The sequence below is a fragment of the Paenibacillus sp. FSL K6-2862 genome (genome assembly GCF_038005125.1).
Classification (GTDB): Bacteria; Bacillota; Bacilli; order Paenibacillales; family Paenibacillaceae; genus Paenibacillus; species Paenibacillus illinoisensis_A.
Genome location: NZ_JBBOSN010000001.1, coordinates 3,271,807 through 3,297,726, shown reverse-complemented (window position 1 = coordinate 3,297,726; position 25,920 = coordinate 3,271,807). Strand labels below are relative to the sequence as shown.

Annotated in this window: 18 protein-coding genes; all 18 read right to left on the bottom strand. The window is 48.1% G+C overall.

Going from position 1 to position 25,920, the window contains the following annotated elements; all coding sequences use genetic code 11:
- Positions 1-39: 39 nt before the first annotated feature.
- The 18 genes from MHB82_RS14980 to MHB82_RS14895 all read right to left on the bottom strand — a co-directional run bounded on the left by MHB82_RS14980 (position 40) and on the right by MHB82_RS14895 (position 25,853).
- Entirely contained in the window at positions 40-1,086 is a 1,047-nt protein-coding gene (locus tag MHB82_RS14980) for a LacI family DNA-binding transcriptional regulator (RefSeq protein WP_341175121.1), read from the bottom strand.
- 257 nt (positions 1,087-1,343) lie between these two features.
- The gene (gene glpX / locus MHB82_RS14975) at positions 1,344-2,420 is read right to left on the bottom strand and encodes a class II fructose-bisphosphatase (protein WP_095287732.1); all 1,077 of its coding nucleotides are present in this window, start codon (positions 2,418-2,420) and stop codon (positions 1,344-1,346) included.
- An 887-nt stretch (positions 2,421-3,307) separates the two neighbouring features.
- A complete protein-coding gene (locus tag MHB82_RS14970) occupies positions 3,308-3,808 on the bottom strand; it encodes a (2Fe-2S)-binding protein (protein WP_341175120.1) in 501 nt (166 codons plus the stop codon).
- On the bottom strand, positions 3,805-6,129 hold the full coding sequence (gene pucD, locus MHB82_RS14965; RefSeq protein WP_341175119.1) for a xanthine dehydrogenase subunit D: 2,325 nt from the start codon (positions 6,127-6,129) through the stop codon (positions 3,805-3,807). Before pucD ends, MHB82_RS14970 begins: the two co-directional genes overlap by 4 nt.
- Before the next feature lie 34 nt (positions 6,130-6,163).
- The gene (locus tag MHB82_RS14960) at positions 6,164-7,075 is read right to left on the bottom strand and encodes an FAD binding domain-containing protein (protein WP_341175118.1); all 912 of its coding nucleotides are present in this window, start codon (positions 7,073-7,075) and stop codon (positions 6,164-6,166) included.
- A gap of 367 nt (positions 7,076-7,442) precedes the next feature.
- The gene (locus MHB82_RS14955; protein ID WP_110822129.1) at positions 7,443-8,096 is read right to left on the bottom strand and encodes a nucleotidyltransferase family protein; all 654 of its coding nucleotides are present in this window, start codon (positions 8,094-8,096) and stop codon (positions 7,443-7,445) included.
- Positions 8,062-9,144, bottom strand: coding sequence for an XdhC family protein (locus MHB82_RS14950; protein ID WP_341175117.1), 1,083 nt, complete (start codon positions 9,142-9,144; stop codon positions 8,062-8,064). Before MHB82_RS14950 ends, MHB82_RS14955 begins: the two co-directional genes overlap by 35 nt.
- A gap of 74 nt (positions 9,145-9,218) precedes the next feature.
- Positions 9,219-10,541 (bottom strand): 5'-deoxyadenosine deaminase, encoded by a 1,323-nt coding sequence (locus MHB82_RS14945; RefSeq protein ID WP_341175116.1) that lies wholly within the window; start codon positions 10,539-10,541, stop codon positions 9,219-9,221.
- Between the two features lie 85 nt (positions 10,542-10,626).
- Positions 10,627-12,222, bottom strand: a complete 1,596-nt coding sequence (gene ggt, locus MHB82_RS14940; protein WP_341175115.1) for a gamma-glutamyltransferase — start codon at positions 12,220-12,222, stop codon at positions 10,627-10,629.
- Positions 12,216-13,457: a pyridoxal-phosphate-dependent aminotransferase family protein gene (locus MHB82_RS14935; RefSeq protein ID WP_341175114.1), complete on the bottom strand. Its 1,242-nt coding sequence runs from the start codon at positions 13,455-13,457 to the stop codon at positions 12,216-12,218. The genes ggt and MHB82_RS14935 overlap by 7 nt, the downstream gene beginning before the upstream one ends.
- Before the next feature lie 6 nt (positions 13,458-13,463).
- Positions 13,464-14,765 (bottom strand): Zn-dependent hydrolase, encoded by a 1,302-nt coding sequence (locus tag MHB82_RS14930; protein WP_341175113.1) that lies wholly within the window; start codon positions 14,763-14,765, stop codon positions 13,464-13,466.
- On the bottom strand, positions 14,752-16,167 hold the full coding sequence (gene allB, locus MHB82_RS14925) for an allantoinase AllB (protein WP_341175112.1): 1,416 nt from the start codon (positions 16,165-16,167) through the stop codon (positions 14,752-14,754). The genes MHB82_RS14930 and allB overlap by 14 nt, the downstream gene beginning before the upstream one ends.
- Positions 16,168-16,209: 42 nt before the next feature.
- Positions 16,210-16,587, bottom strand: a complete 378-nt coding sequence (gene uraH, locus MHB82_RS14920) for a hydroxyisourate hydrolase (protein ID WP_341175111.1) — start codon at positions 16,585-16,587, stop codon at positions 16,210-16,212.
- Complete coding sequence (gene pucL / locus MHB82_RS14915; protein ID WP_341175110.1) at positions 16,587-18,092, bottom strand: factor-independent urate hydroxylase; 1,506 nt, start codon at positions 18,090-18,092, stop codon at positions 16,587-16,589. The genes uraH and pucL overlap by 1 nt, the downstream gene beginning before the upstream one ends.
- A 303-nt stretch (positions 18,093-18,395) precedes the next feature.
- Complete coding sequence (locus tag MHB82_RS14910) at positions 18,396-20,006, bottom strand: PucR family transcriptional regulator (RefSeq protein ID WP_341175109.1); 1,611 nt, start codon at positions 20,004-20,006, stop codon at positions 18,396-18,398.
- A gap of 255 nt (positions 20,007-20,261) precedes the next feature.
- Positions 20,262-23,000 carry a CHASE3 domain-containing protein gene (locus tag MHB82_RS14905; RefSeq protein ID WP_341175108.1) on the bottom strand — a complete coding sequence of 913 codons (2,739 nt, stop codon included), beginning with the start codon at positions 22,998-23,000 and terminating at the stop codon, positions 20,262-20,264.
- A gap of 313 nt (positions 23,001-23,313) precedes the next feature.
- Positions 23,314-24,702 (bottom strand): class II fumarate hydratase, encoded by a 1,389-nt coding sequence (gene fumC / locus MHB82_RS14900; protein WP_341175107.1) that lies wholly within the window; start codon positions 24,700-24,702, stop codon positions 23,314-23,316.
- Between the two features lie 149 nt (positions 24,703-24,851).
- On the bottom strand, positions 24,852-25,853 hold the full coding sequence (locus MHB82_RS14895) for an aldose 1-epimerase (protein ID WP_341175106.1): 1,002 nt from the start codon (positions 25,851-25,853) through the stop codon (positions 24,852-24,854).
- Positions 25,854-25,920: the final 67 nt, after the last annotated feature.

Sequence of the window (25,920 nt, the reverse complement as noted above, 5' to 3'; positions counted from 1 at the left end):
GTTCTTTTCCTCCTTTGGAATTTGAAATCATGCTCTATGTTACTTACGAATCGATGAAGCTCGGATGATTAACTCTGCAGGCAATAACTCTCTGGGCCACTCAGATGAAAAATCCAAATCCTTAGTTGAAGCGCTTCCAACCAGAGAACCATGTATGAGTTTTGATGCGGCCAGTTCACCCATTTCATAGAAAGGTACCCTGACGCTAGTTAGCGGAGGCACGGCCATCTCAGCAGCATCGGAGTCGTCATACCCGACAAAAGCCGGGAAATCCTCAATCCTAATCCCACGCTCACGCAATCCGTGCATAACACCAATAGCCATACGGTCATTGGCAGCAAAAACAGCGTCGATCTCTTCAAGCCTTGCTGCAATCGTGGATGCAGCCTCCACACCGCTTCTTCTGCTATAATTCCCTTCAAACAGCAGGCTGGGATCCAGCTCCATTCCGGCTTCCTGCAAACCAACGCGAACACCCTGCAGCCGCTCCTGACTGTTGGAATAACTGTCTGGACCGTTGAGAAAAGCAATGTTGCGGTAACCCTGATCGGTAAGGTGACGAATAGCGAGCCGACTGCCTTCCACATGATCCGCATCCACTTCCAGGAAGGCTTCACCAGCAAAGTGTTGATTCATAACGCAAAAAGGATGACCGTCCTCTTGCAGCTGCTGCATCGCTGCCAGTTCCCCAGGGTCATCTTTGGCCCCAAGAATAATGCAGGCGTCCACTTTTTGACGTCGGAACAGGTCGGCATAATTCATGACTTCACCTGGTGATCTAAACATGACCAGCAGATCCATACCGCTGTCTCTGGCCTTATTACCAATACCACTTAGCATTTCGGAGAAAAAATAAGCAGAAAACAAATGTGCCTTTGGAACATAAGGCAAAACAACTCCAAGGTTGCCGCTTTTACTTCTGGCGAAGCTGCGTGCAAGGGCACTCGGCACATACCCCAGCTTCTGGGAAGCTTCTATTACTTTGCGCCTTGTCTCCTCTTTGATCGGCCCAACCCCGTTAAGAACCCGAGAGACCGTAGCTTCGGAGACTCCTGCCAAGTCAGCGACCTCTTTGCGGGATGCCATGAATTTCACCCCCTTAGGTCCTTTAAATACGAAACTATTTGTAGAAGATAATTTTTATGTACGCGCGTACATTTTCTCATGTGTTGTAACCGTTGTCAATGCTTTTAACATAAAACAGGAAGAGGATCTCTATATGCAGATTCCCTTCCTGTTTGATTGATCTAAGAGCACAAATCTTGTCCTAAGAATTAGGGATGATTCTAATAGATAACCTATGGTTTAGAAGCGACTTTTAGACCACTAAAGCGCAGTTTTGTCTAAGTCAATACACTCTGATTAACTGAAGATTGGCTAAACTCTGCCTGTTCCACTATTTTAGCCGGGCTCTGGATACGGTCTGAGGGTTCCGGCGTAGCTTGCAGTTTCCGTACCTTGTGCAGCACTTCCTTGTTGGGCAGGAAATGCACGGATCGAATGTAACGGATCGTTTTGGTTTTGGCTCGCATGACAATGGAATCTGTCTCGGCACGGTCATCTGCAAGATAACGCACACCGCCCAATATCTCTCCTGGCGTTACTCCGGTTGCAGCGAAAATAACATCTTCGGTACCGATCATGTCCTGCATCGTTAAGACTTTGTAAGGATTATCAATGCCCATCTGCAGGCATCGCTGGAACTCGTCTGCATTGGCCGGCATTAAGCGGCCTTGTATTTCGCCTCCCAGGCAAGAGAGCGCTGCTGCAGCCAGCACGCCTTCAGGAGCTCCGCCAGAACCAACGTATAGGTCAATGCCTGCTTCAGGAAATGCAGGGGCCATGGCACCCGCTACGTCGCCGTCACTGAGGAACTTGATCCGTACGCCAACCTTGCGCAGCGTTTTAATCGTGCTCTCATGCCGTGTACGGTCCAGAATCATGACAGTCAGATCCGAAATGTTTTTGTTCAGTGCGGCAGCTGCTTTCTCTAGCGTAACCTCAACCGGGTCTTCGATGCTGACCTTGCCGACGAGTGCTGGACCTACAGCCAGTTTCTCCATATACATATCCGGTGCATGGAGCAGGTTTCCTTTTCCCGCCACTGCAATAACCGATAAAGCGTTGTTCAGTCCCTTGGCCACAATTTCTGTACCTTCAAGAGGATCTACAGCAACGTCTACTTCAGGTCCTTCAGCGTTACCCACTTCCTCGCCGATGTACAACATGGGTGCTTCGTCCATTTCTCCTTCACCGATTACCACCGTGCCGCGAATGGACACGGAATCGAACATGGCGCGCATGGCCAAAGTAGCCGCTTCATCTGCACTGTTCTTGTCACCTCGTCCCATCCAGGGGGCTGAAGCTAACGCAGCCAATTCTGTTACTCGGACAATTTCCAACGCCAGTTCGCGTTCCATTTTTCCCACTTCCTTTCCAGTTTTCAACAGCATACATGGAAAGTACTCCCAAATCCATCGCAAATCCATATGAAAATGATCTATAATCAGCTGAAAATCATTTTTTTGGAATTGACCCCCTTCACTATAAAGGAGCTAATTCTTATCATTTTCCATCGTTATTGAGTTGTTTTTTTGAAAGATAACCTGCAGGGGATTCCAACGTTGATTTCTTGCAGCGTGCCTTTTAGATATTAAGAACACGAGAATGATGAATATAAAAAGGAACATTAGTTTACGCATTCCAAACTTCTTTAAACAACATACAGTTGATATATTTGTGATGTTTGTTTATAGCGGTCTTACTTTTTTATCAAGCTTCGAAAACGATTATATTTCTACCCTCTCCAGTAAATAAAGAAGCGGAAACAATCATGAGAGTGGGTTATATTTATTTCATGATTTAGCGTTGAATTTTTAAATATGTCGGTAGATGCTGGTTCAACTATTTTATTCCTCAATATAGATGAGGCTTATGGAAGTTATCGAAAATAATAAGTTTACATAATATTTATTATGTTTTTTTATTTTTCTAAACCCTCAATATTCTCCTTTAGGAAATCTATTTGTTGACCATCCATACGAACTACATAGATGTGATCCGGTTGTTTATCCAAACTCTTACCACTAACTATTAAATGATGTCCCCCTTCAACATTATATTTTCGGATGTACTGTCCTGATCCCTCATCTTCATACTCATACCTTTCAAAGTCATTCCAGGAAAGTCGTTCCCCTTTCTAATGGCAATAAAATAAAGACCGGACGAAATGGAGTTGACCACTCCCTTCACGCCCGGTTTTTATTCTTTTAATATTAAAATATAATCTCTCACCTGTACCTCATGGCTAAATTGCCTTCGTTTCCTTACAACTCTCACTTGCCTTACATACTGCTCTTATAATTCCTCCATATCCGGTGCATCGGCACAGGTTGCCGCATAATCCCGTTTCGATCTGTTCCTGTGTAGGCTGGGGATGATGATCAAGCAGTGCTTTGGTGGCAATGACCATCCCTGGTGTACAATAACCGCATTGAAACCCGCCCTCTTCTACAAAGGCCTGCTGTATCGGATGCAGACTCCCTTCCTGCTCACCATGAAGCCCTTCAATGGTCGTAATTTCACTTCCTTTACATTGATAAGCCATAATCAGGCAGGAGTTGACCGGCTCTCCATCCATAAGCACCATGCATGCACCGCAGCGACCAACTTCACAGGACACCTTGGTTCCGGTCAGGTTCAGATGAGTTCGAAGCACATCCACCAGCCGGGTTGTTTGAGCAATGTCAAGACGCTTCTCTTCTCCATTCACTACTGCTGACCAGATGTTACCAAGCGGCTTGCTCATGAGGGACTCACCCCTTCCTGTAAAGGTACATGTAGTGATTGAACCAGTTGTTCGCGCGGAACCGGCAATCGATTCACCCACACCCCGGTTGCCTGATGAATTGCTGCAGTGATTGCCGGCGCGAGTGCCACAGAACCAATCTCGCCAATCCCTCTCGGTCCAAAAGGATCTCCTTCGGGGAGGTCTTCAATGGCCTCAACCTCGAGATTGGTATGGATATCCCTAATCGTTGGAATCAAATACGTATCCAGATTGGTCGTAAGATATCGACTATCCTGCATGACAGCATCCTCCGTTAACGTAAACCCGAGCGCCATCACACTTCCACCTTCGATCTGTCCAATGAAGCCCATCGGATTAATGACGGGTCCCGCCGCTACCACATGACGTGTATCGAGCAATTTGGCTTCTCCGGTTAACGTGTTCACTTCTACCTCTGCGGCAACCGCCGCATACGTATATAGATAGTGTCCGCCCACGACATGGTCAGGCGTGGTTGGATAATCGAAATGAGTATCAAATACCCATTCTTCCGCTGTGCCCTGGCCCGCCAAATCTGAGTAGGCAGTAACAAATCCCAATGATTTCGTCTCTACATCAGTACTAGGCAGTTGGCCTTTACGCCATACACCGCCAGGTCCTGTCACCAGTTCATCAGCCGGAATGCCCGACAAGGCCGAAGCTGCCGATAGGACTCTGGAACGGAAAGGGGTCTGCAATCGCTGCAGAGCCATCCAGGCCATCGTTGTCGAACGTGAAGCGGTGCTCGAGCCACTGTGAGGAACCCGATCCGTATCGCCAATGATGATATTCAGATCCGAAGTGCTGCATTGAAACAGATCGCAGAGCATAATCTCCAATGTAGCGATCAACCCCTGACCAAATTCTTCGTAACTGAAAGCCACTTCTATTTTCCCTTCGGAATTAAGAGATAGGCGCCCTCCTGCCGGGTCGGGGATCCCGTAACCCAATCCGGCACCATGCATGGCAATTGCAGCTCCTACGCCGCGCTTGATCCAGGGAGGCAGAGAAGGATCTGCCTGGGGATGCTGATGCTTTTGCCATAATTCAGAACGATCCATGGCTTCCCATACTTGTGACAGTCCATCTGTAGTCAGAATTCTCTGATTTAACGGACCAGGGTCGGCCTTTTCCCTCATGTTCCGTCTGCGGAACTCCCATGGGTCCATATTCATGATCTCAGCGAGTCGATCCATTTGGCCTTCTACAGCAAAGATAGCCTGATTCCCACCAAATCCGCGAAATTCACCTGATAACCCATTGTTGGTATACACGGACAAGCCCTCTACATCCACATTGGGGATAGAGTAAGGACCTAGACAATGCTCCGTGCAGAAGTTCAGCACAGGCGCTCCAAGCGTGGCGTACGCTCCTGTATCTGCCGTAATGCGAACCCGGTGAGCTTGAATGATACCTTCGCGGCTGATTCCCGTCTGCATTTCAATTTTCATCGGATGCCGCTTCAGTCCTGCACGAACGGATTCCTTGCGGGAATTGTGCATTTTCACGGGACGTCCGCTGGTCAATGCAAGAAGTGCGCCATAAGGCTGCACGTTTAGTTCATCTTTCCCCCCGAAAGAACCGCCAATGGGAGACGATACGACACGGATATCTTCCTCAGGACAACCGATAATCCGTGCAAGCTGCATCCGGTCCTTATACCCGTGCTGAGTGGCTGCGTAGACATTAAGCCTTCCTTCGTCATCCGGGACAAACAGGCCGCCTTCTGTCTCCATATAAGCGTGCATTTGACGAGGTGTATAATACGTTTCCGTGACAATATGTTCACATGCAGCAAAAGCCTGCTCCACATTCCCGCGTTTAATTTCGGTGCGATGCAGTACATTGCCCGGTCCATGTGGATGCAGCTCCGGTGCGTCAGGAGCGAGAGCTGCATCCGTGCTGTCCAGCGGGGTAAGCTCCTCATACTCCACTTGGATTGCACGGAGTGCCAGTGCTGCCCGTTCCGGGGAATCCGCAGCTACTGCCGCAAGGGCATCACCGACATAACGTACAACATCTTCGCAAAATACAGGCTGATCAGGCGTTGCAATTCCAAAACGATTCAGGCCAGGTACGTCTTTGGAGGTAAGGACAGCATATACTCCCTCCATCGCCTCTGCTTCTGTAGTATCTATAGATAGAATGCGAGCATAAGGATAGGTGCTTCGCAGAACTCTTCCATGAAGCATTCCGGGTAGCGTCATATCCGTCAGATACTGGAGTTGTCCTGTTACCTTTGGAATTCCGTCCGGTCTCAAGTGCCACCGTTTTCCGCTATGTTTCCGATTCAGCAGCATGGTCTCTCTCCCCTTTTCTTGATCAAGATTTGAATCAACGGTACAGTGCTTCCCACAGACCAGCCCCCAGCAAATTACCAGCAGTCTGCTTGCGATATTGTTCAGTTGCAAAGACATCGCCATAGGTCACAAATTCCGCAGACGCAGTCCTTCCTAGCGGCTCTGCTTGCATAAGGGAAGCTTCTTCGCGAAGCAGCAGCTGTTCCGACGCTGGTAACCGCATGGCGGCACCTGACCCTCCGCCTGCAGCGATCGCAACCTTTTTCCATCGACCATCTGTATCAATCTCTCCTCGAAAAGCAATGGTTACCAGAGATGCGCTAAACGTCTCTCGCCTGCCCAGCTTGCGGAAAAATGTAATTTCTCTCGCGTCAGGCTCTTGGTTCTTCGGATTAGAGACAGGCAACTTATTCAGCGGGATCTGGATCGAGATTAACACATCACTTGGATTGCGACTGCCATCACGCCCCCCTCTTAACCAGGAGTCTAGTGTACGGAATTCCAACCCTTCGTCCGTCATCCACTGCAGTTCTGCGTTGTATGCGAGCAATGCGGGTAACGTATCTCCGACTCCAGATACAATGTTGCCGCCAATTGTCGCTACATTGCGAATGGACGGCGCAGCTATCGTTTTCACAGCCTCTTGTAATAACGGCAGATGATGAAGTAATTCGTCCGTAATACATCTATTCAATCGGGTCAGGGCCCCGATCACCATTCGATCTCCATCCATATATACGTCACTTGTTCCCGGAATACGTGCCAGACTGATCATATGCTCCGGTGAAGGTATTAGACCGCCTTCCCACTGGGTCCGCAGCAATGTTGCGCCTGCAGCGTAGCAGAAGCTTCCGTTCAACCTGTTCCTCAACATCCGGAGTTCTTCCAGATCTTCCGGCTGCCATACCGATGGCTTCGCTCCTGACCCATATGCTGGTATTACCATCGTTCCATCCCCTCTCTCTTATAAGCACGATATAGGACGCTGGATTCAATCCGTATAGGCACTGACTGATGAAGAAGATTCATCCTACAGGATCCAGATAATTCTTCAAATCATATGAGACTATAGGATTAGCGTCAATTAGCTTCACATCGATTTGGATAAATGTATAAATACGATCCACGTTTTGTGCTTCATGCATGATAGGAGTTACGATACCTAACACTGTTCCTCACGTGAAATCATATAAACGACATAAAAAGGCCAACCAAACGAACTGGATGACCTGTTTATGTTAAGAGAGCAGAGATAAGTAGATAACTTACGACTTCGTTGTATTCAATTGAGGGGGCATGTTATTGGGTCGAAGTTACTTCATTTGAGCTGATTCATTTACATAATCCATGATGCGTTTCAGTTCAGCCTCCGTATCAGCGTCCCAGAAACAAAAGTCAGGCAAGTTGACCTGGGTTCCAGAGAAGGTGTCATTACGCATTATCTTCCGCGCACCCTCATCTCCGACAAGAGCAAGGAGGTGATCAAACATATGAGAGCGAAAGGCAACAGGAGGCTTCCGCCCCTCGCCGTCCGCAGCAGCTGCATAATCAGACTGTTTGTTCACTGCAAGTGCTGCCGAAACCTGATTAATATCCTGCGCCCTTATTAAAGGCTGGTCCGCCAATAGAATCATTACACCTTCTGCCCCGTATTCCTTGGCTTCCTTGAGACCACATTGAAGGGATGCGGCCATACCAGAAGAATATTCTGTACTGAGAGCAATTTGGAGCTTAGTCTGGCTCCTATAGTTTGCTGAAGATACTGATGCGTGGAGTACATTCTCGGGCAGCCACTCCAAGGAATCCTCCGGTTTCACCACACAGATGACCTGTTCCAGTTCAGAATCGAGTGCCGCTTGAAGCGACCAGGCCGCCAAAGCTCTCCCATCCGGCATAGGCACTGCTAATTTATCTCGGCCAAGACGGGTACTCCTACCTGCGGCGAGCAGAATGCCCGTCAATCGCATGCGTACTCCCCCTTTGAACAGAACGATTCTCAGTCCCAGCAGCGCGTTTGCACGCAATCAGTTCAGCAGCAATGCTAATGGCGATTTCTTCTGGACCCTCTGCCCCGATACTGATACCAACCGGAGAATGGAGATTCGGTAGCGGTGATAAATCATTCAATAGTCGTGCTGTCCGTGTTCTGGACCCCATAATACCGAGATAAGCATATTCAGTTCCTGACAGCAGCTCCAAGAATTCACGTTCGCGCGGGAATTGATGACTCATCAGTAAGAGGTAATCCCCACGTCGTATATTCAGCACAGGCATGATTTCAGCGGGAAAACCAAGAACGAGATCTGCATCCGGAAACCGGTCAGACGTACATAGACCCTCTCTCCAATCAGCAATGATGACATGAAATCCAGATACCCTCGCAAGCATAGCAACAGGTATGGCATCATTTCCCGCCCCGATTATAATAAGTCGCGGTTTCGGAGTATATATGGTCGTTATTCGTAAAGGCAGATTCCAGTAATCTGTTTCAGTTGATTTTTCGTCCTTATCGATTTCTGTACTGAACGAATCGAAAGACAGGCGCGGTACATCTATGGAAGGAACAAGTTTCCTATCGATTGAATCAACTCGATGCCATTCATATTGAATAAGAGAATAGTTATGCTGAAAGTAACGGGTAAACTCGGCTGCTGAACCAGATTTGAAACAATCATGCATTTCAGTTAATGCACTTCTCAGTTCGCCGCAGACAGGTTCCAGCAGAACGACAACCAATCCTCCGCAGCCAATCGTTTCTCCCCAAGAGAGATCATCTTCAGGGCGCATGTCGTATTCGGCAAATGCCATGTGTCCCGTGTCCAGCACTTGTTTTACACGCGCATGCAGATCACTCTCGAGACATCCCGGGCTGATGCTGCCATACATTCTGCCATCTTCGGTCAAGAGCATAGAGACTCCCTGCTTACGGTAAGCATGACCTTCTACCTTGACCGCCGTTGCAAGTACACAGCGTGCCTCACCTGCTGCAATTGCACACAGATCATGCATTTCCATATTCGTCTCCACCTTTCCGAAAAGTCTTCTGCGAGCAGCAGTTATACAACATTTCCCTCTGAAAATAACCTAACTCAGATTCTCTTCATCAAACGTGCAATGCTCTTATCCGATTCGCGAAGCACGATGCCTCGGTCAATCGTCTGGATCTTGCGGTTTTTGAGCACAATGCTGCCATCAATAATGACCGTGTCCACACAGCTCCGAGTCGCGGAGTACACTACACGGGAATAAACATCTGTCTCATACGAAGGATACGTATGGAAATCTTCCAGATCCAACAACACCATGTCTGCCTTTTTGCCCACTTCCAGACTTCCAATTTCCTTAGAGAGGCCAAGCACTTCGGCACCACCCATCGTTGCCATGCGCAGAACCGTACGTGCATCCATAATTGTAGGCCCATGAGGAACCTTTTGAATTAATGCTGTCAGACGCATTTCCTGAAACATATCCAGGTTATTGTTGCATGGTGCGCCGTCCGCACCGATTCCCACCGCGATCTGGCGGTTAAGCAGGTCAGGAATTTCCGCTATACCCGATGACAATTTCATATTCGAGCCGGGGCAGTGGGTAACTTTTACCCCTCGCTTACGAATGATTTCCTTCTCCTCTTCACTAAGCCAGACACAATGTGCAAGGACAAGACGTGGGTTTGCCAGACCGATATGATCCAGATAGACAATGTTACGCATTCCGCGTTCATGTTCGACCAGTTCAATCTCGCCACGATTCTCCGATGCATGCGTATGAACCTTCACATGATACTTGTTCGATAGATCACGTACTTCAACGAGCAGCTCCTCTGTACAGGAAACGACGAATCGTGGACAAAACGCATATTGAATGCGTCCGCCCCCGAAACCATTCCATTTCTCCAGCAAATCAACACTTTGCTGCAGCGAGGTTGCCGTATTTTCACGCAGAGGTTCAGGCACTTCGTCGCCATGGTCCATCATGACCTTGCCAGATATCACCCGAATGCCGCTCTGTGCCATTGCCTGAAAAGCCGAATCCGTGTGATGCACAGTCTCCATATCCAAAATGGTCGTGGTTCCACTCGAAATCAGTTCGCCCAGCCCAAGCATCGCCGAATAATAGACGGATTCCTCATCATGCGCTGCCTCCAGTGGCCAGATTCGCTGACGAAGCCAATCCATGAGCTCCAGGTCGTCCGCACGCCCGCGAAAGAGTGTCTGGCACAAATGAATATGTGTCTGAATAAAGCCTGGCAGCAGAACTTTGCCACGGGCATCAATAACCTGATCAGCCTGAACGTCGATATGCTCGGCAATCTCTTTGATTTTGTTATCCTCGATCAGCAGATCCCCTGTAAATATATCTTCTTCCGCATTCATCGTGACAAGCTGTGCACCCTTCAGCAGGATCGTTCCCATGATAATCTCCCCTATCGTATCTATGTCTTTTTTTACGCTGTTTTCATGAGAAATCAAAACCAATCCAAGCAGCAACAAAGCGTGGTTACCATCCGATGGCCATACCATCTCCTCTGGGATCGGCAGCTCCGCTAATCATGCCATCCTCACGGATGACAATCCCTTGCGACTGACCCATAATGTCATCCCATGGAGCTCTGATCTCCACGTTATGTCCCCAGTTTGCCAGCGTCTCGCATACGTCATCATGATAGCGATTCTCTACCCGCATCGTGTCGCCTGCTTCACCCCACGTCCGTCCGTAGACCCAGCGTGGCAAACCGATTGCTTCCTGAATGGTTAGACCATAGTCCAGAACGCCAGTAAGTACGGATAACTGTGTCTGAGGCTGCCCTTCTCCGCCTTGTGTACCCAGAAGCATATAAGGTTTCCCATCGCGGGTGACAAGACCAGGCATGAGCGTATGAAAAGAGCGTTTATTGGGTTCAAGCACATTCGCATCTGATGAATCGAGAGAGAAAAAGGAGCCTCTATTTTGCATAATTACGCCCGTATCTCCCGGAACGTAGGCTGCGCCAAAATCAAAGTACAGACTTTGAATAAACGAGACGGCGTTGCCTTCCTGATCGACTACAGCAGCGTAGGCTGTATCCTGCCCGATCGTTTTGGACAAGAAAGGCTGTGCTACTAGAGGTGCAGACTGGATCTCATTCCATAACTCATCCCCGTAAGTCTTCGATAACAATTGATTCAAAGGGATCTCGCGAAAGTCAGGATCGGTAAGGTACCGGTCACGATCACGAAACGCCTTTTTCACCACTTCGGCCATCAGATGGTAGAACTCCGGCGAAGTACGACCTACCGAAGAGAGATCTATGTGTTCGAGCATATTTAACATCATCAATATGGAGAAGCCCTGCGAGTTGGGCGGCATTTGGTGAACCTGATAACCCCGGTATTCCGTGCTGACAGGCTTAACCCATTCTCCCTTGTGTGCTGCAAAGTCCTGTGGTGCCAGCATGCCGCCATCTTCTCGAATCGCTGAAGTCAGACGATCTGCAAGCTCTCCTGTATAAAAAGAATCCCGTCCTCCCGCCTGAATCAGGCGAATGGAAGCAGCCAGTTCGATCTGGACGAGCAGCTCACCTTCCTGAAGCAATGTGCCGTAGGGGGCAAATACCGCTCGCAGCGGCGAATGTCCCATAATGAAATCTTCATCCCGCTCCAGCCACAGGCGCAGATTACGCGATACAGGACACCCCTTCTCCGCATACTGCACGGCTGGTTCAAGCAGCTGCTCCCATGGTAATCGCCCATAGCGGGACCACACTTCCCACCATGCATCCACCATTCCCGGAACCGTTATCGCACTGAGCACGCCGCGCTGGGGAATGGCATTCATGCCCATTGCTTTGAACGTATCGGCATGGATACCTGCAGCCGAGCGGCCACTTCCGTTATAAGCGGTTATCTCTCCGCTTGCTCCATCGTGAATGAGGAAAAAGGCATCTCCGCCAAGTCCAGTCATGTGCGGATAAACTACGCCAAGTGCTGCACTCACCGCAACAGCTGCATCATAAGCGTTACCACCCTTTTGGAGAATCGAGCTTCCAACCGCGCTCGCCAGATAATGTGGTGAGGTAACCATCACCTCTCGGGACACCGGCATCTGATTTAACATAAGGCTTCCTCCTTTCCAGCGTACACGTCGAGTGCTGCCTGCACTGCCTCACCCGCAGGTAGCCCTTGGCGATGACGGAGCAGAACCGCCTCCAGGGCACCAAGCACATGCAGTACGTTTTTGCGCTGACAGCTGAAGCCCATCGTTCCAATTCGCCAGATTTTTCCCTTAAGAGGACCAAATGAACTTGCAATTTCGATGCCAAAATCATGTAGAAGCATGCTTCGTACCGATTCACCATCGATCCCTTCCGGAATATGGATACACGTAACTACCGGAAGTTTGCTGGACATGTCTCCATAAATTTGAAGCCCCATACCCTGAATTCCTGCGACGAGCGCGCTTTCGTTAATCCGATGCCGCTCGAAACGGGCTTCCAGTCCTTCCTGAAGCAAAATACGCAAACCTTCATGTAAACCATAGAGCATCGATGTAGCTTCTGTATGATGATTCAACCGGGCAGAACTCCAATAATCCTGCAGCTGACTCAGGTCAAAATAGTTGCTTGCAATGGTACGTCCCTCTGCCCTTGCGCTGGTCGCGTCACGGAGTCCGCGTTCGACCGTTTTGCGACTCATCAATTTCTTCTCCACGCGGCTGTTATATGTCAACGGGGCCATGCCGGAAGGAACGGATAAACACTTCTGCGTTCCGCCCATTACCGCATCCAGATACCAGGTATCGGTCTTAACGGGCGTACCACCTATGGTGGCAACCGCATCAACGACGAGAAGAAGATCCAATTCACGGCATACTTTGCCAATCTCCGCGAGAGGTTGCATCTGGCCGGTGGATGTCTCTCCATGAACCATGGCCACAATATCCGGCTTATGAGTATGAATGGCCTTGATCACTTCTTCCGGATCAAAGACCGATCCCCAAGTCGTTTCAATACATACAACTTCCGCACCGCAGCGCTCCGATATTTCTACAAGCAAATGTCCAAACCGTCCGTATATAGGGACCAATACCTTATCCCCCGGCTGGATCAAACTAACCAACACCGCTTCAATGCCGGAACGTGAGGTGCCATCTACCGGATAACACCACTCATTGTTCGTCATGTATAATTCACGCAGCATGACCATCGTTTCATTCATCAGGGAAGTAAACTCCGGATCAAACTGTCCGAGGATCGGGAAGGATAAAGCCCTTAGAACTCGGGGGTCGACTTCAACTGGTCCCGGTGTCATGATGGTTCGCAAGGACGGAGATAATTCTCTATAGCTGGACATGGTCAATCAACTCCCGTAACCGTATTTATAAAGTAGCTGAACGAGAACCCGAAATCCTCGCATCAAGTCCTCCTCAGCTGTGAATTCTAGGGGACTGTGACTGATCCCGCCCTGACTAGGTACAAAAATCATCGCTGTCGGGCAGGCCGGCTGAAAAATCTGTGAATCATGGCCAGCTCCGCTGGGCATATGCATATAGGACAGCTGCTCCTGTTTGCATATATTCTGAAGATCCGCTGTGATCTGTTCGTTCATTGGAATCGGAGCAACCGACAAGTGTTCTTCCCAGTTCAATTCAAGCTGCAGTTTGGATGCAATCTGAAGAAAGGCCTGAAGCATGTCATGCCAGCACCGATCAATACTCTCCTGCCGGATATGACGGATATCAAGCGAGAATTCGGCTTGTGCCGCGACCACGTTCCCTACACCAGGTTCAGCCGTGATCCGGCCAACCGTTGCCACAAGGGGTTCACCTGCTGCCATAGCAATCGTTCTTACCGCCGTAATCATCTCGGCTGCACCTGCCAGTGCATCCTTACGCCATGACATAGGCGTTGTGCCCGCATGATTCGCTTCGCCACTAATCGAAATGCTCAATCGCTTCTGACCAACGATATCGGATACAATTCCAATCGAATGACCAAGTCGTTCAAGCACCTGACCTTGTTCGATGTGAAGTTCAATAAAGGCACCATACTTTTGAGCAGCTGGTCTGTAGCCGCTGTCTGACCCGAATCCGGCTTCTCGAATCGCTTGTGAAAAAGGTATTCCATCCTTATCCGTCAAATGTTGAATGTCTTCAAGAGAGGTGATCCCCGTAATGCTTCGTGATCCCCAATAGGCAAATGGAAATCGGCTTCCTTCCTCTTCGCATAGCGAAACCACTTGCAGCGTACGCTTCGGCGTACCGAAATGCCTTCGTAAGTACTCCAGACCAAGAACTCCTGCCGCTACACCATAGGCACCGTCATACCTTCCACCGTAAACGACAGAATCAATGTGTGATCCGGTCACAATGGGGAGCTGCTCAGCTCCTTCTGCAGAATCTGCAGCTCGTAACGTGCCATATAGATTGCCGGATTGGTCGAATTCGGGAAGCAGTCCCATTTGCTCCATCCGTGCAGCCAGTGCATGCTGTGCCTCGCACCAGGCTTTGTCATACAGCAGGCGAGTTACGCCGCCTTTGGCATCAGCCCCGAATGTGGACAGCCAATCCAGCATACCTTGAAGTTTCACTTCTGCCAGCTGCGGCAAGGGAAGAATCGGCACTTCCGTCTCGGAACCCATGAACGGTTCAAACTCTGTCATGATACTCCTCCGTTCCGCGCGTGCCATTTTTACCATACGAGCCAGCAGCAATAAACTGACCTGCAGGATTAGCGGATAGCCCTTCCTTTGCGCTATATACTTTGATCCCTCGGCAGTACACTTCAGCTACGGCGCATGCAAATGTACGTCCGATATATGGACTCTGTTTATGGGTATATAGCAAATCGTCCATGTTTAATGTGGTACTCGTATTCCAATCAATAAGCACGAGGTCCGCGTCTTTACCGATCGCAATTTCACCTTTACTCTCAAGCCCAAGCCTTCTGGCCGGCTGCAAAGCAAGAACCCTTCCGAGTAAAGGCAAGCTTACACGGCGGCGAAGATGACCTTCATCCAGCATGATCAGCAGCGTGCTCTGCGCACCGGAAATACCGCCCCATATTTCAAAAAAATTATCCGACTGTTTCATGGATGGTGGGCACGGTGAATGATCGGATGCGATGACGTCAATAAGCCCGGATGCCAGCGCATCCCATAATGTCTCTTGTTCGGCGCTGCTGCGGAGAGGTGGAGCACACTTCGCCACAGCGCCCAACCGAACTACATCCTGTTCTGTGAGCGTCAGGTAATGCGGGCAAGTTTCAGAAGTGACGTCCTGACCGCGACCCTTGGCTTCCGCAATTCGTTCTAACGCTTCTCTCGTACTGATATGCACGAAATGCAGCGGACACCCGGTTTGTTCTCCATATTGAAGCGCCCTGGTGACGGCTAAGACCTCTGCTTCTGCAGGACGGGAACTCACATAATCCATTGGCCCTGTCTTTCCTTCGGCAATACTTCTCGTGCCAAGCTGCGCAACCATTTCTTCATCTTCGGCATGAAGGGCAAGTACACGATTGAGTTTCGCTATCTCGTGCATGCCGTCCAAAAGCGTTTGCTCATCGGCTCTCGCGAAGATGTCCTCTCCTTCTCCGCCCGGCTCCGACATAAATGCCTTGAATCCGGCTGCACCGGACTCAGCTAAGTTCATTAGCTGCAGCCGATTACCCGGAACTAACCCTCCCCAGAATGTATAATCGACATAGGAGCGATCCTGTGCAGCTTGCTTTTTCATATCCCAAGCTTCCGGACTTGTTGTCGGTGGGACTCCATTAAGCGGCATATCAACATAAGTGGTAATTCCTCCTGCAGCAAGCGCAGCCGATCCCGAATGGAATCCTTCCCAACTGGCCAGCCCCGGTTCATTAAAATGAACATGGATATCCACTACGCCAGGCATAACGGTGAAACCGGCTGCTTCGATTACCTCAGTTCCTTCCTCAACCTTCAGCCTAGTGGATAAAGCTGTGATTTTCCCATCTTGGATACCAATGTCCAGCTGCTGTACACGATCTTTTAACACGACCCGGGCTCCCCGGATGATCGAATCAAAATTTGCCATTTGGATGCCCTCCCTGTGTCAGAACCAGTGTTTAAAAATTCTTCAGCTTCCGCGGTATGTACTGTAACCTCCTGGGGCGATTAGTAAAGGAATATGATAATGACTTTCCGTATCGGATACGGCAAAACGGATGGGTACAACCGTCCACAATGCTTGCACCGATTGTTCAGGTGATCGAGCTGCATAGTACTTTTCGACGTCAAAATGAAGCTCATAAATGCCTTGCTCCAGACGGCCCCCGGCCAGTAAGGGAGCATCCAGACGGCCATCACCGTTGGTCACCGATTCAGTAACTTTTATCCTGGACTCCGATTCTCCATCCGTTTGGACAAGATGCAGTGCGATCCGAACTCCCACGGCTGGTACTCCTTTGGATGTATCCAGTACGTGTGTTGTTATGCGTCCTCCAGCCTCTGCCATTACGATCTACCTTCTCTCTTCGAATCATTGTCCTCTGCTTCAAGATCTTCCCTGGTCATTGAAAAACCTTGAAACCCGTATGGTGGTCTGGGCTCGGTATACACCTTGCCTTCTCCTTCATTCACTTCTTCCAGCACGGTATCCCAAGTCCGATTGTTGGATTCAAACGATACTTCACTCAATTGACCGAAACGCTTCAAGACACGGAGTCCGATCTGATACAACAAATGTTGAATGGATGCAGAACGGCATTCGTGAAACACGGCAGCAGCAATATCACTTACTTGTTCAGCGGCCACATAACGTCCGCGCGTATCGTCCATTCCATCTCTTGGGTCGTGGTACCGCCAATTGATATCCAGGAAAATAAACAAGGGACGATCTCTTGTCTCAGGCAGTGATGTATATTCATCCTTGATAAATCCCGCAAATTCACTACCCTTGACCTTGATCAGTCGCAGATCAGCTAGACCACTGAAATGGTTACTCCATTCAATTTGATTACCGTTTCGTTCTGCCTCTATTGCAGCCGTTCCCCGATCATTTTGCGAATATCGGAATACCATCGTGCTAGATCGATAACTTCCATCGACTCCAATGGGTACATCTTCAAAGGGGATCTGATCCGCGGTCATCTGAACTTTCATCATTTGAGGGTATGTCTCAAGAAAGAGCTGACTCACATACGCAAGAAATCCCTCAACGGTAGCACCGGTATAACTCGCAGCGTGTTTGAGAATAAAATTCTTCATGGAATCCGTTGCCACGATGCTGGAATTATCCCCTTCCGTAAACGAAGGCAAGAATGCATCCCCTTGTACAGCTACCTTAATGTTCATGCCGAAGAGAACATTGCTTCTGCCGGTAAATGGGGATTCCGGTATTGATCCGATCCCGGTTAGAGGTTTGGCATAGGAGCGATATAACCAAACGTCACCTTTGCCGTAATACATAGTTCGTTTCGGCTCGAGAGCAGGCTTCGGTTCAATTTCATGTTCATGCCCAATCTGAACCAGCCACTTCTCCAGACGAATAGTTGCAATTTTGAATACTTCATTTAAAGCCGTTTGAAATTCTTCATCCCTATTTCGTGAGCGACGCTGACGCATCGATTCGAGAATGGACTGAGCGGTATGACCTTTTACCGCCAATATGAATGGAAAGCCGAATCGGCTTGTATATTCCTTGTTTAATTGATTCAATTCGCCATACATTTCTGGGGAGAGAGAATCCAGTCCAGCACCAGCTTGTTCCTTCACGGAATTGCTGCTCATGCTGATTCTTGCGCCGAGATCGGGATGGTTGCGCAGCAGCTGCAGAATGACTTCGTCGTCAGACCTTTCAACAACATGTTTCATGATATTCATCATGTGTTCCAATGAATTAAAGGGTCGCAAAGCCCATGAACGTTCAGCCACCCATGGTGATTCCTCAAATAAGCCACCAAAGGTATGCACGAACTGTGTGACAGACCAGCTGTTAACGAGTTTCATAAAATCGCTCATGTTAGAACCTCCGGTCTTCTGTGAATTGTTGTTCTTCATTCTAAGGTTCAGGGCAGGATGCAGCAATAATATCTACGCAATTTTGTAATATAACATAACATCATATTCACGAACTGTTATCTGTGCACAGGAATTAAGAGTCTCCATGTCACATAATCTAAAAAACCGTACGCCAGATAAGGGGCGTACGGTTTGTAATCTAAATGATTATGATCGTTATGAAGCACAAAAGTCGGCAACTCTGGATTTGTTCGAGTGCTGTAGTTCTATCCATGATCTGTTCACTCTCTGTCTAATGCATCCTTATGGTCTTTCGGTTCTTTTATCCCGGCCAAATTTACGGAACGTAAATACCAGTTTTAACTTTAACAAGTCATTCGTTTTTTTAAAGTCCATCTGCAGCAGACTTCCGATTTTCTCCATGCGGTACGTAATGGTGTTGCGGTGAACAAACAGCTGCTTCGCAGCTTCGTTGATCAGTCCATCGTTCTCAATGAAAGATTCGAGTGTGTTCATCAATATGTGATTAGGGTCCCCATCTCTAGCCAGCAGAGGTTCCAATACTTTATTACAGTAATTCTCCATGATGTTATCCGGGACATGCTGGAACACATAGGCAAACTCCAACATCTCGAACTGGAGTGCGCGATCCTTCATTCCGAAGCGGCGTGCCAGCTGCCGGGTATCCAGGCATTCCTGATAAGCTTCACGTAATGATTTGGGTTCATGTTTCATTTTACTAATCCAGAATCTCGGCACAGATGCTCCTTTTGACTCCTGGGCAGATAATACATCCGCGAAGCGACTGAGTAGAAAACCCGAAAGTTCCTCCCCATAGTCGCGCCCTGTCGGGCATGTATATATCGACAGAATGCCATCTTCCATCTGAAAATGCTGCGACGCCGTAAATTGCATCAATGGATTGTATTGCAGTTCACGATGAATTTGCTTCAGCAGTCTCCCCTCGGCGAAAACCGAAGGTTCCAGCGTAATGAGCACGCATTGATAAGTACCCTGGAACAGATGAACGCCTTTGTTCTCACTGAGTCTGGTCAACTCCTCCACCGTCATTTTGTTATCGAGGTATTGGGTTAACAATGTACGCATCTCATCCTGCACGGTCGGATTAATGTGTTCACGATAGGTCATATCCATATAAAATGCCAGTACGTCCGCAGCCTGCTGAAATAATTCTTCCTCTGCCCGCAGGGAGAGTGCTGAATCTGTGAACACGAGCAGGAACCCATACTCTTCATCATTTTGTTTGATGGGAACCCGATGACAACTGCCCTGATTCCATTTCACGCGATGCATTACAGATTTCCATGGCCACCCCTGTACCAGTGCATCTCCGGCAATCGTCTCACTACCATAGAGCACATGTCCCCTGGAGCCTATAACTGCAAGCGGGTAGTTTAATACGGTAGCAAGCTCGGCAAACACATTTCGATGCTGCTGTTGTTGTTGTAATGCAAAATGCATCAGCTTCTTCTGTTTCTGTACAACTTCATGCAGCAGCCGGTGACTTCGCTCGTGTTCCGCCTTGAACAGAGCATTCATTTGGTCCGAAAACGTGAACTGGAATGGCAATTCCAGCAGCGGCAAACGTAAACGGTCCGCCTCTTCTATGATCCCTTGGGGGATGGACTGCCAGAAACGTCCGAGTTTAATGCCGAGTCCTGCACATCCGCGGTCATTTAGTCTGCGCATTAATCGAAGGGCATCTGTTTCATTGTCTTTCATGATAAAAGCGGTTGTGAATAACAACTCTCCGGATTTAATCCAATCCGCGATATCTGGGGCGTCCATGACGTTAACGGATTTCATCATCCGTGAAGTCCCCTCCCCGCCGGCAACGAGTCTGGCCTCAGACAACGGATATACTTGCAAAGCCTCTTTAACCGTAAGCTGCATAGACACGACCTCCCACATATATAACTCACCAAGTTATATATATCACTTATAATGGAAATAAAAGCTCATTACCATGGTCCACAACCCATTCACTTCATCGAAACCAAACTATTTGTTAAGTATTATAACATCAAATTTGATTTCAGAGCTTACATGACAAAAATAAAACCAATGACAACATTGCAGCCTGAGCTTGGCAAGTTATCATTGGTTTTATAACGTGTATGAAATGATTGATTTGCGGTAAATAAGTTCCTAAATCTCTAGCGTTTCCGGACTAAGCCACAATTTCATTCGGGATATGACCTCTTTGATATTCAGCGGCTTGCTAATATAGTCCGAAGCACCTGCTGCAATACATTTATCACGATCTTCTTTCATGGCTTTAGCCGTTAATGCAATGATCGGCAGCTGGGTAAGCTTCAATCGCTCCCGAATCTGACGTGTCGTATCGTAACCGTCCAGTTCCGGCATCATGATATCCATCAAAATAATATCGGGCTTAGCTTCCCCGCGTTCCAGCATCTCCAGACATTCATACCCGTTCTGCGCGGTAATGATATGCATGCCATACTGTTCAAGTGCATTCGCAAGAGCGTATACGTTGCGAATATCATCATCTACGACAAAAACTTCGCGCCCCCTTAATAACGATTCTTCCAGAGGTGTCAGCAGAATATCATCCCTTGATGTATTAGACAGGGATCCCGCGATGGGAATCGTTGTAGCTACTTCGTTCATGAATAGTCGTGAAGTATTCTTTGTCTCAGGCTCCTCAAGTCTCAATGGCAAGAAAAGAGTAAATACACTGCCCTGTCCTTCGCGACTGGTCGCTGATATGGAACCCCCGAGCAAAGTCGCAAGAGATTGGGAAATGGATAAGCCGAGTCCGGTTCCACCGTATTTCCTTGCAGTCGCGCCATCCGCTTGTTTGAATGCATCGAAGATCTGCAGCAGCTTGTCGTCTGCAATGCCGATCCCCGTATCACTGACCGAAAATGCAATAACATCCGTCTCTGGGCCACCAGCTTCCGGGCTTGCCAGAGTCATTCGGGAGATCGTCAGAGCAACTTCGCCTTCGTCTGTAAACTTAAATGCGTTAGAGAGCAGATTTCTTAGAATTTGATGCAAGCGCATCTCATCCGTTACAATCGTTTCCGGTAAATGGCTTTGCAACTGAATCCGGAAGTCGATTCCTTTCTGCTCAGCGGTTTTTAAGAAATACTGATTCATCGTCTCCGGCAGGACGCCGAGATAAACTTCGCCAAGATCAATGTCCATCTCCCCTGCCTCCACTTTGGACAGATCCAAAATGTCATTGATCAGATTAAGCAAATCTTTGCCTGAAGTATGAATTACCGATGCGTATTTTTGTTCTTCGCTGCTCAAGTTCTCATGTTTGTTTTCAGCCAAAATCTCGGACAGGATGAGCATACTATTCAGGGGAGTGCGCAATTCATGTGACATATTAGCCAAAAATTCAGATTTGTATCCCGAACTTGTCCGCAGCTGGTCTGCTACACTCGCAAGCTCACTCGCAGACGTTTCTGCTGCATGTTTTTGCACTTCTAGACGCTCATTCAGCATATGCAGCTCTTCGGTTTGCATCTGCAGTTCTTCTGTTTGTGACAGCATTTCCTCGGTCTGCAGCTGAAGCTTCTCCGATTGAGCTTGGAGCTCCTCGTTCAGTACCTGGGATTCATCATATAACTGCTGCAGTTCCATGCGTGTCGCCGTAGAGTGTAGAGATACGCTGAATATTTCAACTAATTCATTCAGCTGTTCGAGTTCGTTCTCCTGTAATGGCTTTAATGAAGCCAACTCTATGACCGCGATCGTTCGGCCTTCGAAGATTACAGGCACGACTGTAAGAGATGTTGCAGAAGCATGGCCCAGTCCGGAAGAGATTCGAATATAGTTCTGTGGCAAGTCATTCATATGCAGTATGCGTTTCTCCACCGCACTTTGACCCACGAGCCCTTCGCCCGGTGCAAGGGACACTTTGCCGATGGAGTGCTCTTTGTCCCCATCTGCTGCATAAGCTGCTATACGCAAGAGCCGATTATCCTTCCAATAGTACAGGACACTGTAGGGAACCTCCAGCAGAATGGCAAGCTCATTTAGGAACAGACGTGACAAGCCCTCCAGATTAGTCGGGTTCTGCAGGAGTGTAGCGATACTCGTAAGCTGATCCTTCACGCGATTCTGCTCCTGTACCTTATCGAGCAGCTTGTTAGTCTCCCGTCCAAGGTCACCCACTTCATCCTCCGTTCGCACTTGAATCCGTTCTGCCAAGTTGCCACCCTGAGAAATATCTCGAATAGTCTGTCTTACGTCACGTAGCGTTTTAACAATATTACCAGAGACCATGATCGCTGCTCCGATTGAAAATGCTGCAATAGCAGCCCATAGGGTATACATGATCGTAAGCAAGGTGGAACTGCGTTCGGCAAGATTGGTTACTCGTGCTTCCGTCAAAGCAATTTCTGTATTACGAAAGCCTGTAAGTTGTGAACGGAGCAAATCGATTTCGTTTTTACCCGGATCGGATTGGAAAAACGTAACTACTTGCTCCTGATCACCCTGATTTTTCAATGCAATGGAAGGTTCTGCTGCAACCTCAATCCAGCGTAAAATATGCGTTTTGATCGTTTGCAATCTCTGTTGCTGGGACGGGTTATCACTAATGAGTCCGTATAACTGGTCATAGTTCGAATTCCACTCCGAGAGTGCTTGATTATAGGGCTCCAGATAGCTGTCTTTTCCTGTTAGCATGAATCCTCGCTGTCCGGTCTCCATATCAAGTACATCCTTCTCAATGGCATTGGTCAGGTTGTGTACTTCGAGGTCATGATGGCTTATAAAATCGTTTTCTTTTTGCAATTCATTAATCTGAGCCGATAGAACCAGCAAGGCAGCTCCAAATAACAATACAACCACGAGATAGCCCAACAAAATTTTGGAGCGTATCGTAAACCTTCTCTTCTTCGACAACGCTGAAACCTCCAATGGAATCAATCAATTCACCGCACAACAATTTTGATCTGCTTATGTAGTTTATATGGATAGAGGAAGTCTGACAAGCATTATATCCAATCAAGTCTTATTTCGACATTGACATAACGCAAGGTTGTCATTCTGGGGTTAAACGCATTTTGGTCATTTGGTTCATCTGAGTATTCTTGGGTTGTAAGATCTGACAAATTCAGACATAGTTCAGAAGGTTTAGATATATTTTTAGCAAGAAAAAACGACCTGCTTTATGCGGGTCGTTTCTTCCTCTAGTGTTTTTTTACTATAAAAAAACTTAAGCCTTCGGAGCAATCATTTTCGCAGGATCCACATACTTATCGAACTGTTCTTCGGTAAGCAAACCGGTCTGCAGAGCAGCCTCTTTCAGAGACAATCCTTCTTTATGAGCCAGCTTCGCAATCTTGGCTGCATTCTCGTATCCAATATGCGGATTAAGAGCAGTAACCAACATAAGCGAGTTATTCAGGTTATGTTCGATTTGACCCAGATTAGGTTCAATACCCACTGCGCATTTATCGTTAAAAGCAATGATGGAGTCCGCAAGCAGTTGTACGGATTGCAGGAAGTTATAAATAATGACGGGTTTGAACACATTCAGCTCAAAGTTACCCTGACTTGCCGCGAATCCGATCGCAGCATCGTTCCCCATCACTTGCGTTACAACCATTGTCAGTGCTTCGCTCTGGGTTGGATTCACTTTGCCCGGCATGATGGAACTGCCCGGTTCATTCTCCGGAATACGGATCTCTCCGAGTCCACTACGTGGACCACTTGCAAGCCAGCGCACGTCATTGGCAATTTTCATCAGATCAGCTGCAAGCGCTTTAACAGCGCCGTGGGCGTAAACGACTTCATCATGACTTGTAAGTGCGTGGAATTTGTTTGGTGCTGATACAAAATCCTTACCTGTATGTTTGCCGATCTCCTTGGCGGTATAATCACCAAAGTCAGGATGAGCATTGATGCCTGTCCCAACTGCGGTACCACCAATGGCCAGTTCCTTCATATATTGAACACTATCACGAATCATGCGCTCACTCTTGTCCAGCATCGCTTCCCAGCCGCTAATCTCCTGTCCGAGTGTGATAGGAGTAGCATCCTGCAGATGGGTACGTCCGATCTTGATAATATCCTTGAAAGCTTCTGATTTGTCTGCAAAGGTAGATTTAAGTACAGCAATGGCTGGCAAGAGCTGGTCTTCGACAGCAAGTACACCTGCAACATGCAGAGCAGTCGGGAACGTATCGTTGGAGCTCTGGGACATGTTCACATCGTCATTTGGATGCAAACGCTCTTCCTTGCCCTTCTGTTCAAGAAGCTGGTTACCCAGATTGGCGATGACTTCGTTCACATTCATATTGGACTGCGTGCCGCTTCCAGTCTGCCATACCACAAGCGGGAAATGATCGTCAATGCGACCGGCAATGATCTCGTCCGCTGCATAGGCAATCGCATCCGATTTGGCAGCAGACAGCTTGCCGAGCTTATGGTTGCTCGCTGCAGCACTCTTTTTCAAAATGGCAAGTGCACGAATGACTTCCATCGGCATATGCTCTCGACCAATCGGGAAGTTTTCCTTACTGCGCTGTGTCTGAGCCCCCCATAGTCTGTCCGCTGGTACCTTCATCTCTCCGAGCGTATCTCTTTCAATGCGGTATTCCACTTGATTTTCCTCCTCCAAAAAGATGAATTATGTCTCTCGAAAATTTAATTATCTCGTAATATTATACATGATTGTCGATCAGATTTTCACCTTTTCGACAAAATTGTAAGCGTGCATCAAAACACGAAATCGTTTATTGACTCATGAAATTATGAATAGATCGGATACAAACGACTGGCTTGTTCGAAGATCTCACCCGGCTCAAGTCCGACTAATCCGATTTCTTCGGCTGGTAAGCCTTGCACATTCGGTGCATTAACCAGGTTCATCTGGGGTTCAGGACAGAAGAATCCACCTTCCGTGTTGTTGTTCCAGATCATCCAGTGTTTGTATGAAGCTCCAACATCATAAACAAATTTATCCCCTGTACGTTGGTTCGTGAGCTCCATATAATTTCGACCATTCTGTGGTTCAGCTGTATAGTGATTATCCATGGATTCGAAGAATGGGCTAACCCCTTCTGTCTTCAACTTCTCCTCATTCGGTGAAAGCGGTTGAAATTGGCCGGTAGGCAAAGAACGTTCATTCAGCTCACGGCGCTGGCCGATGGTGATTTTGGCGGTATAGTCCGACACCTCACTGTCGGGAACAAAGGCGACATTAATGGCTGTATGGAATGCAAACAAATTGGGCATGCGCTCTTTGCCGTTATTACGAACCTTCAGCTGCTGCTGGAGCCCTGTGCTGTCAAGAGAGTAACGAAGCGTTACCGTGAACGTGAACGGCAAATATTGATGGAAAAGGTGTCCTTCTTTTATCTCTTGGCTCAGCAGGATATAACTCTCCAGTTCGGTCGTTCCATATCCTTCTACCTTCCAATCTGCCTCGTGTAAAAATCCGTGCAAATGATTGCCCGTAGCAGGTTCATTTACAGGTAATTGATAGATTTCGCCATTCCAAGGAAAACGGCCATCTTCATAGCGATTCGGTGGAGAAAGAACGGGAATGCCGTATACGGCTGGTGCAGCCTTGAATGCATCCATATCATTCAAATCAGGTTCACGAAGATAGCGATGACCGCGCTCTGTATCACGAAACGCAACCAGGTTCGCGCCCACGCTTGGAATTATGGCCGCCTCAAATTGATTGAATCGAAGCCATACCGCCGGAATTCCGCCAAATTGCTCCTCATACGCTGAATTCTGTGTCATTGTTATATGTACCTCCTGCATACTAGGGTTATATTATACGGCTCGAATATATCATGACTGGGCACAA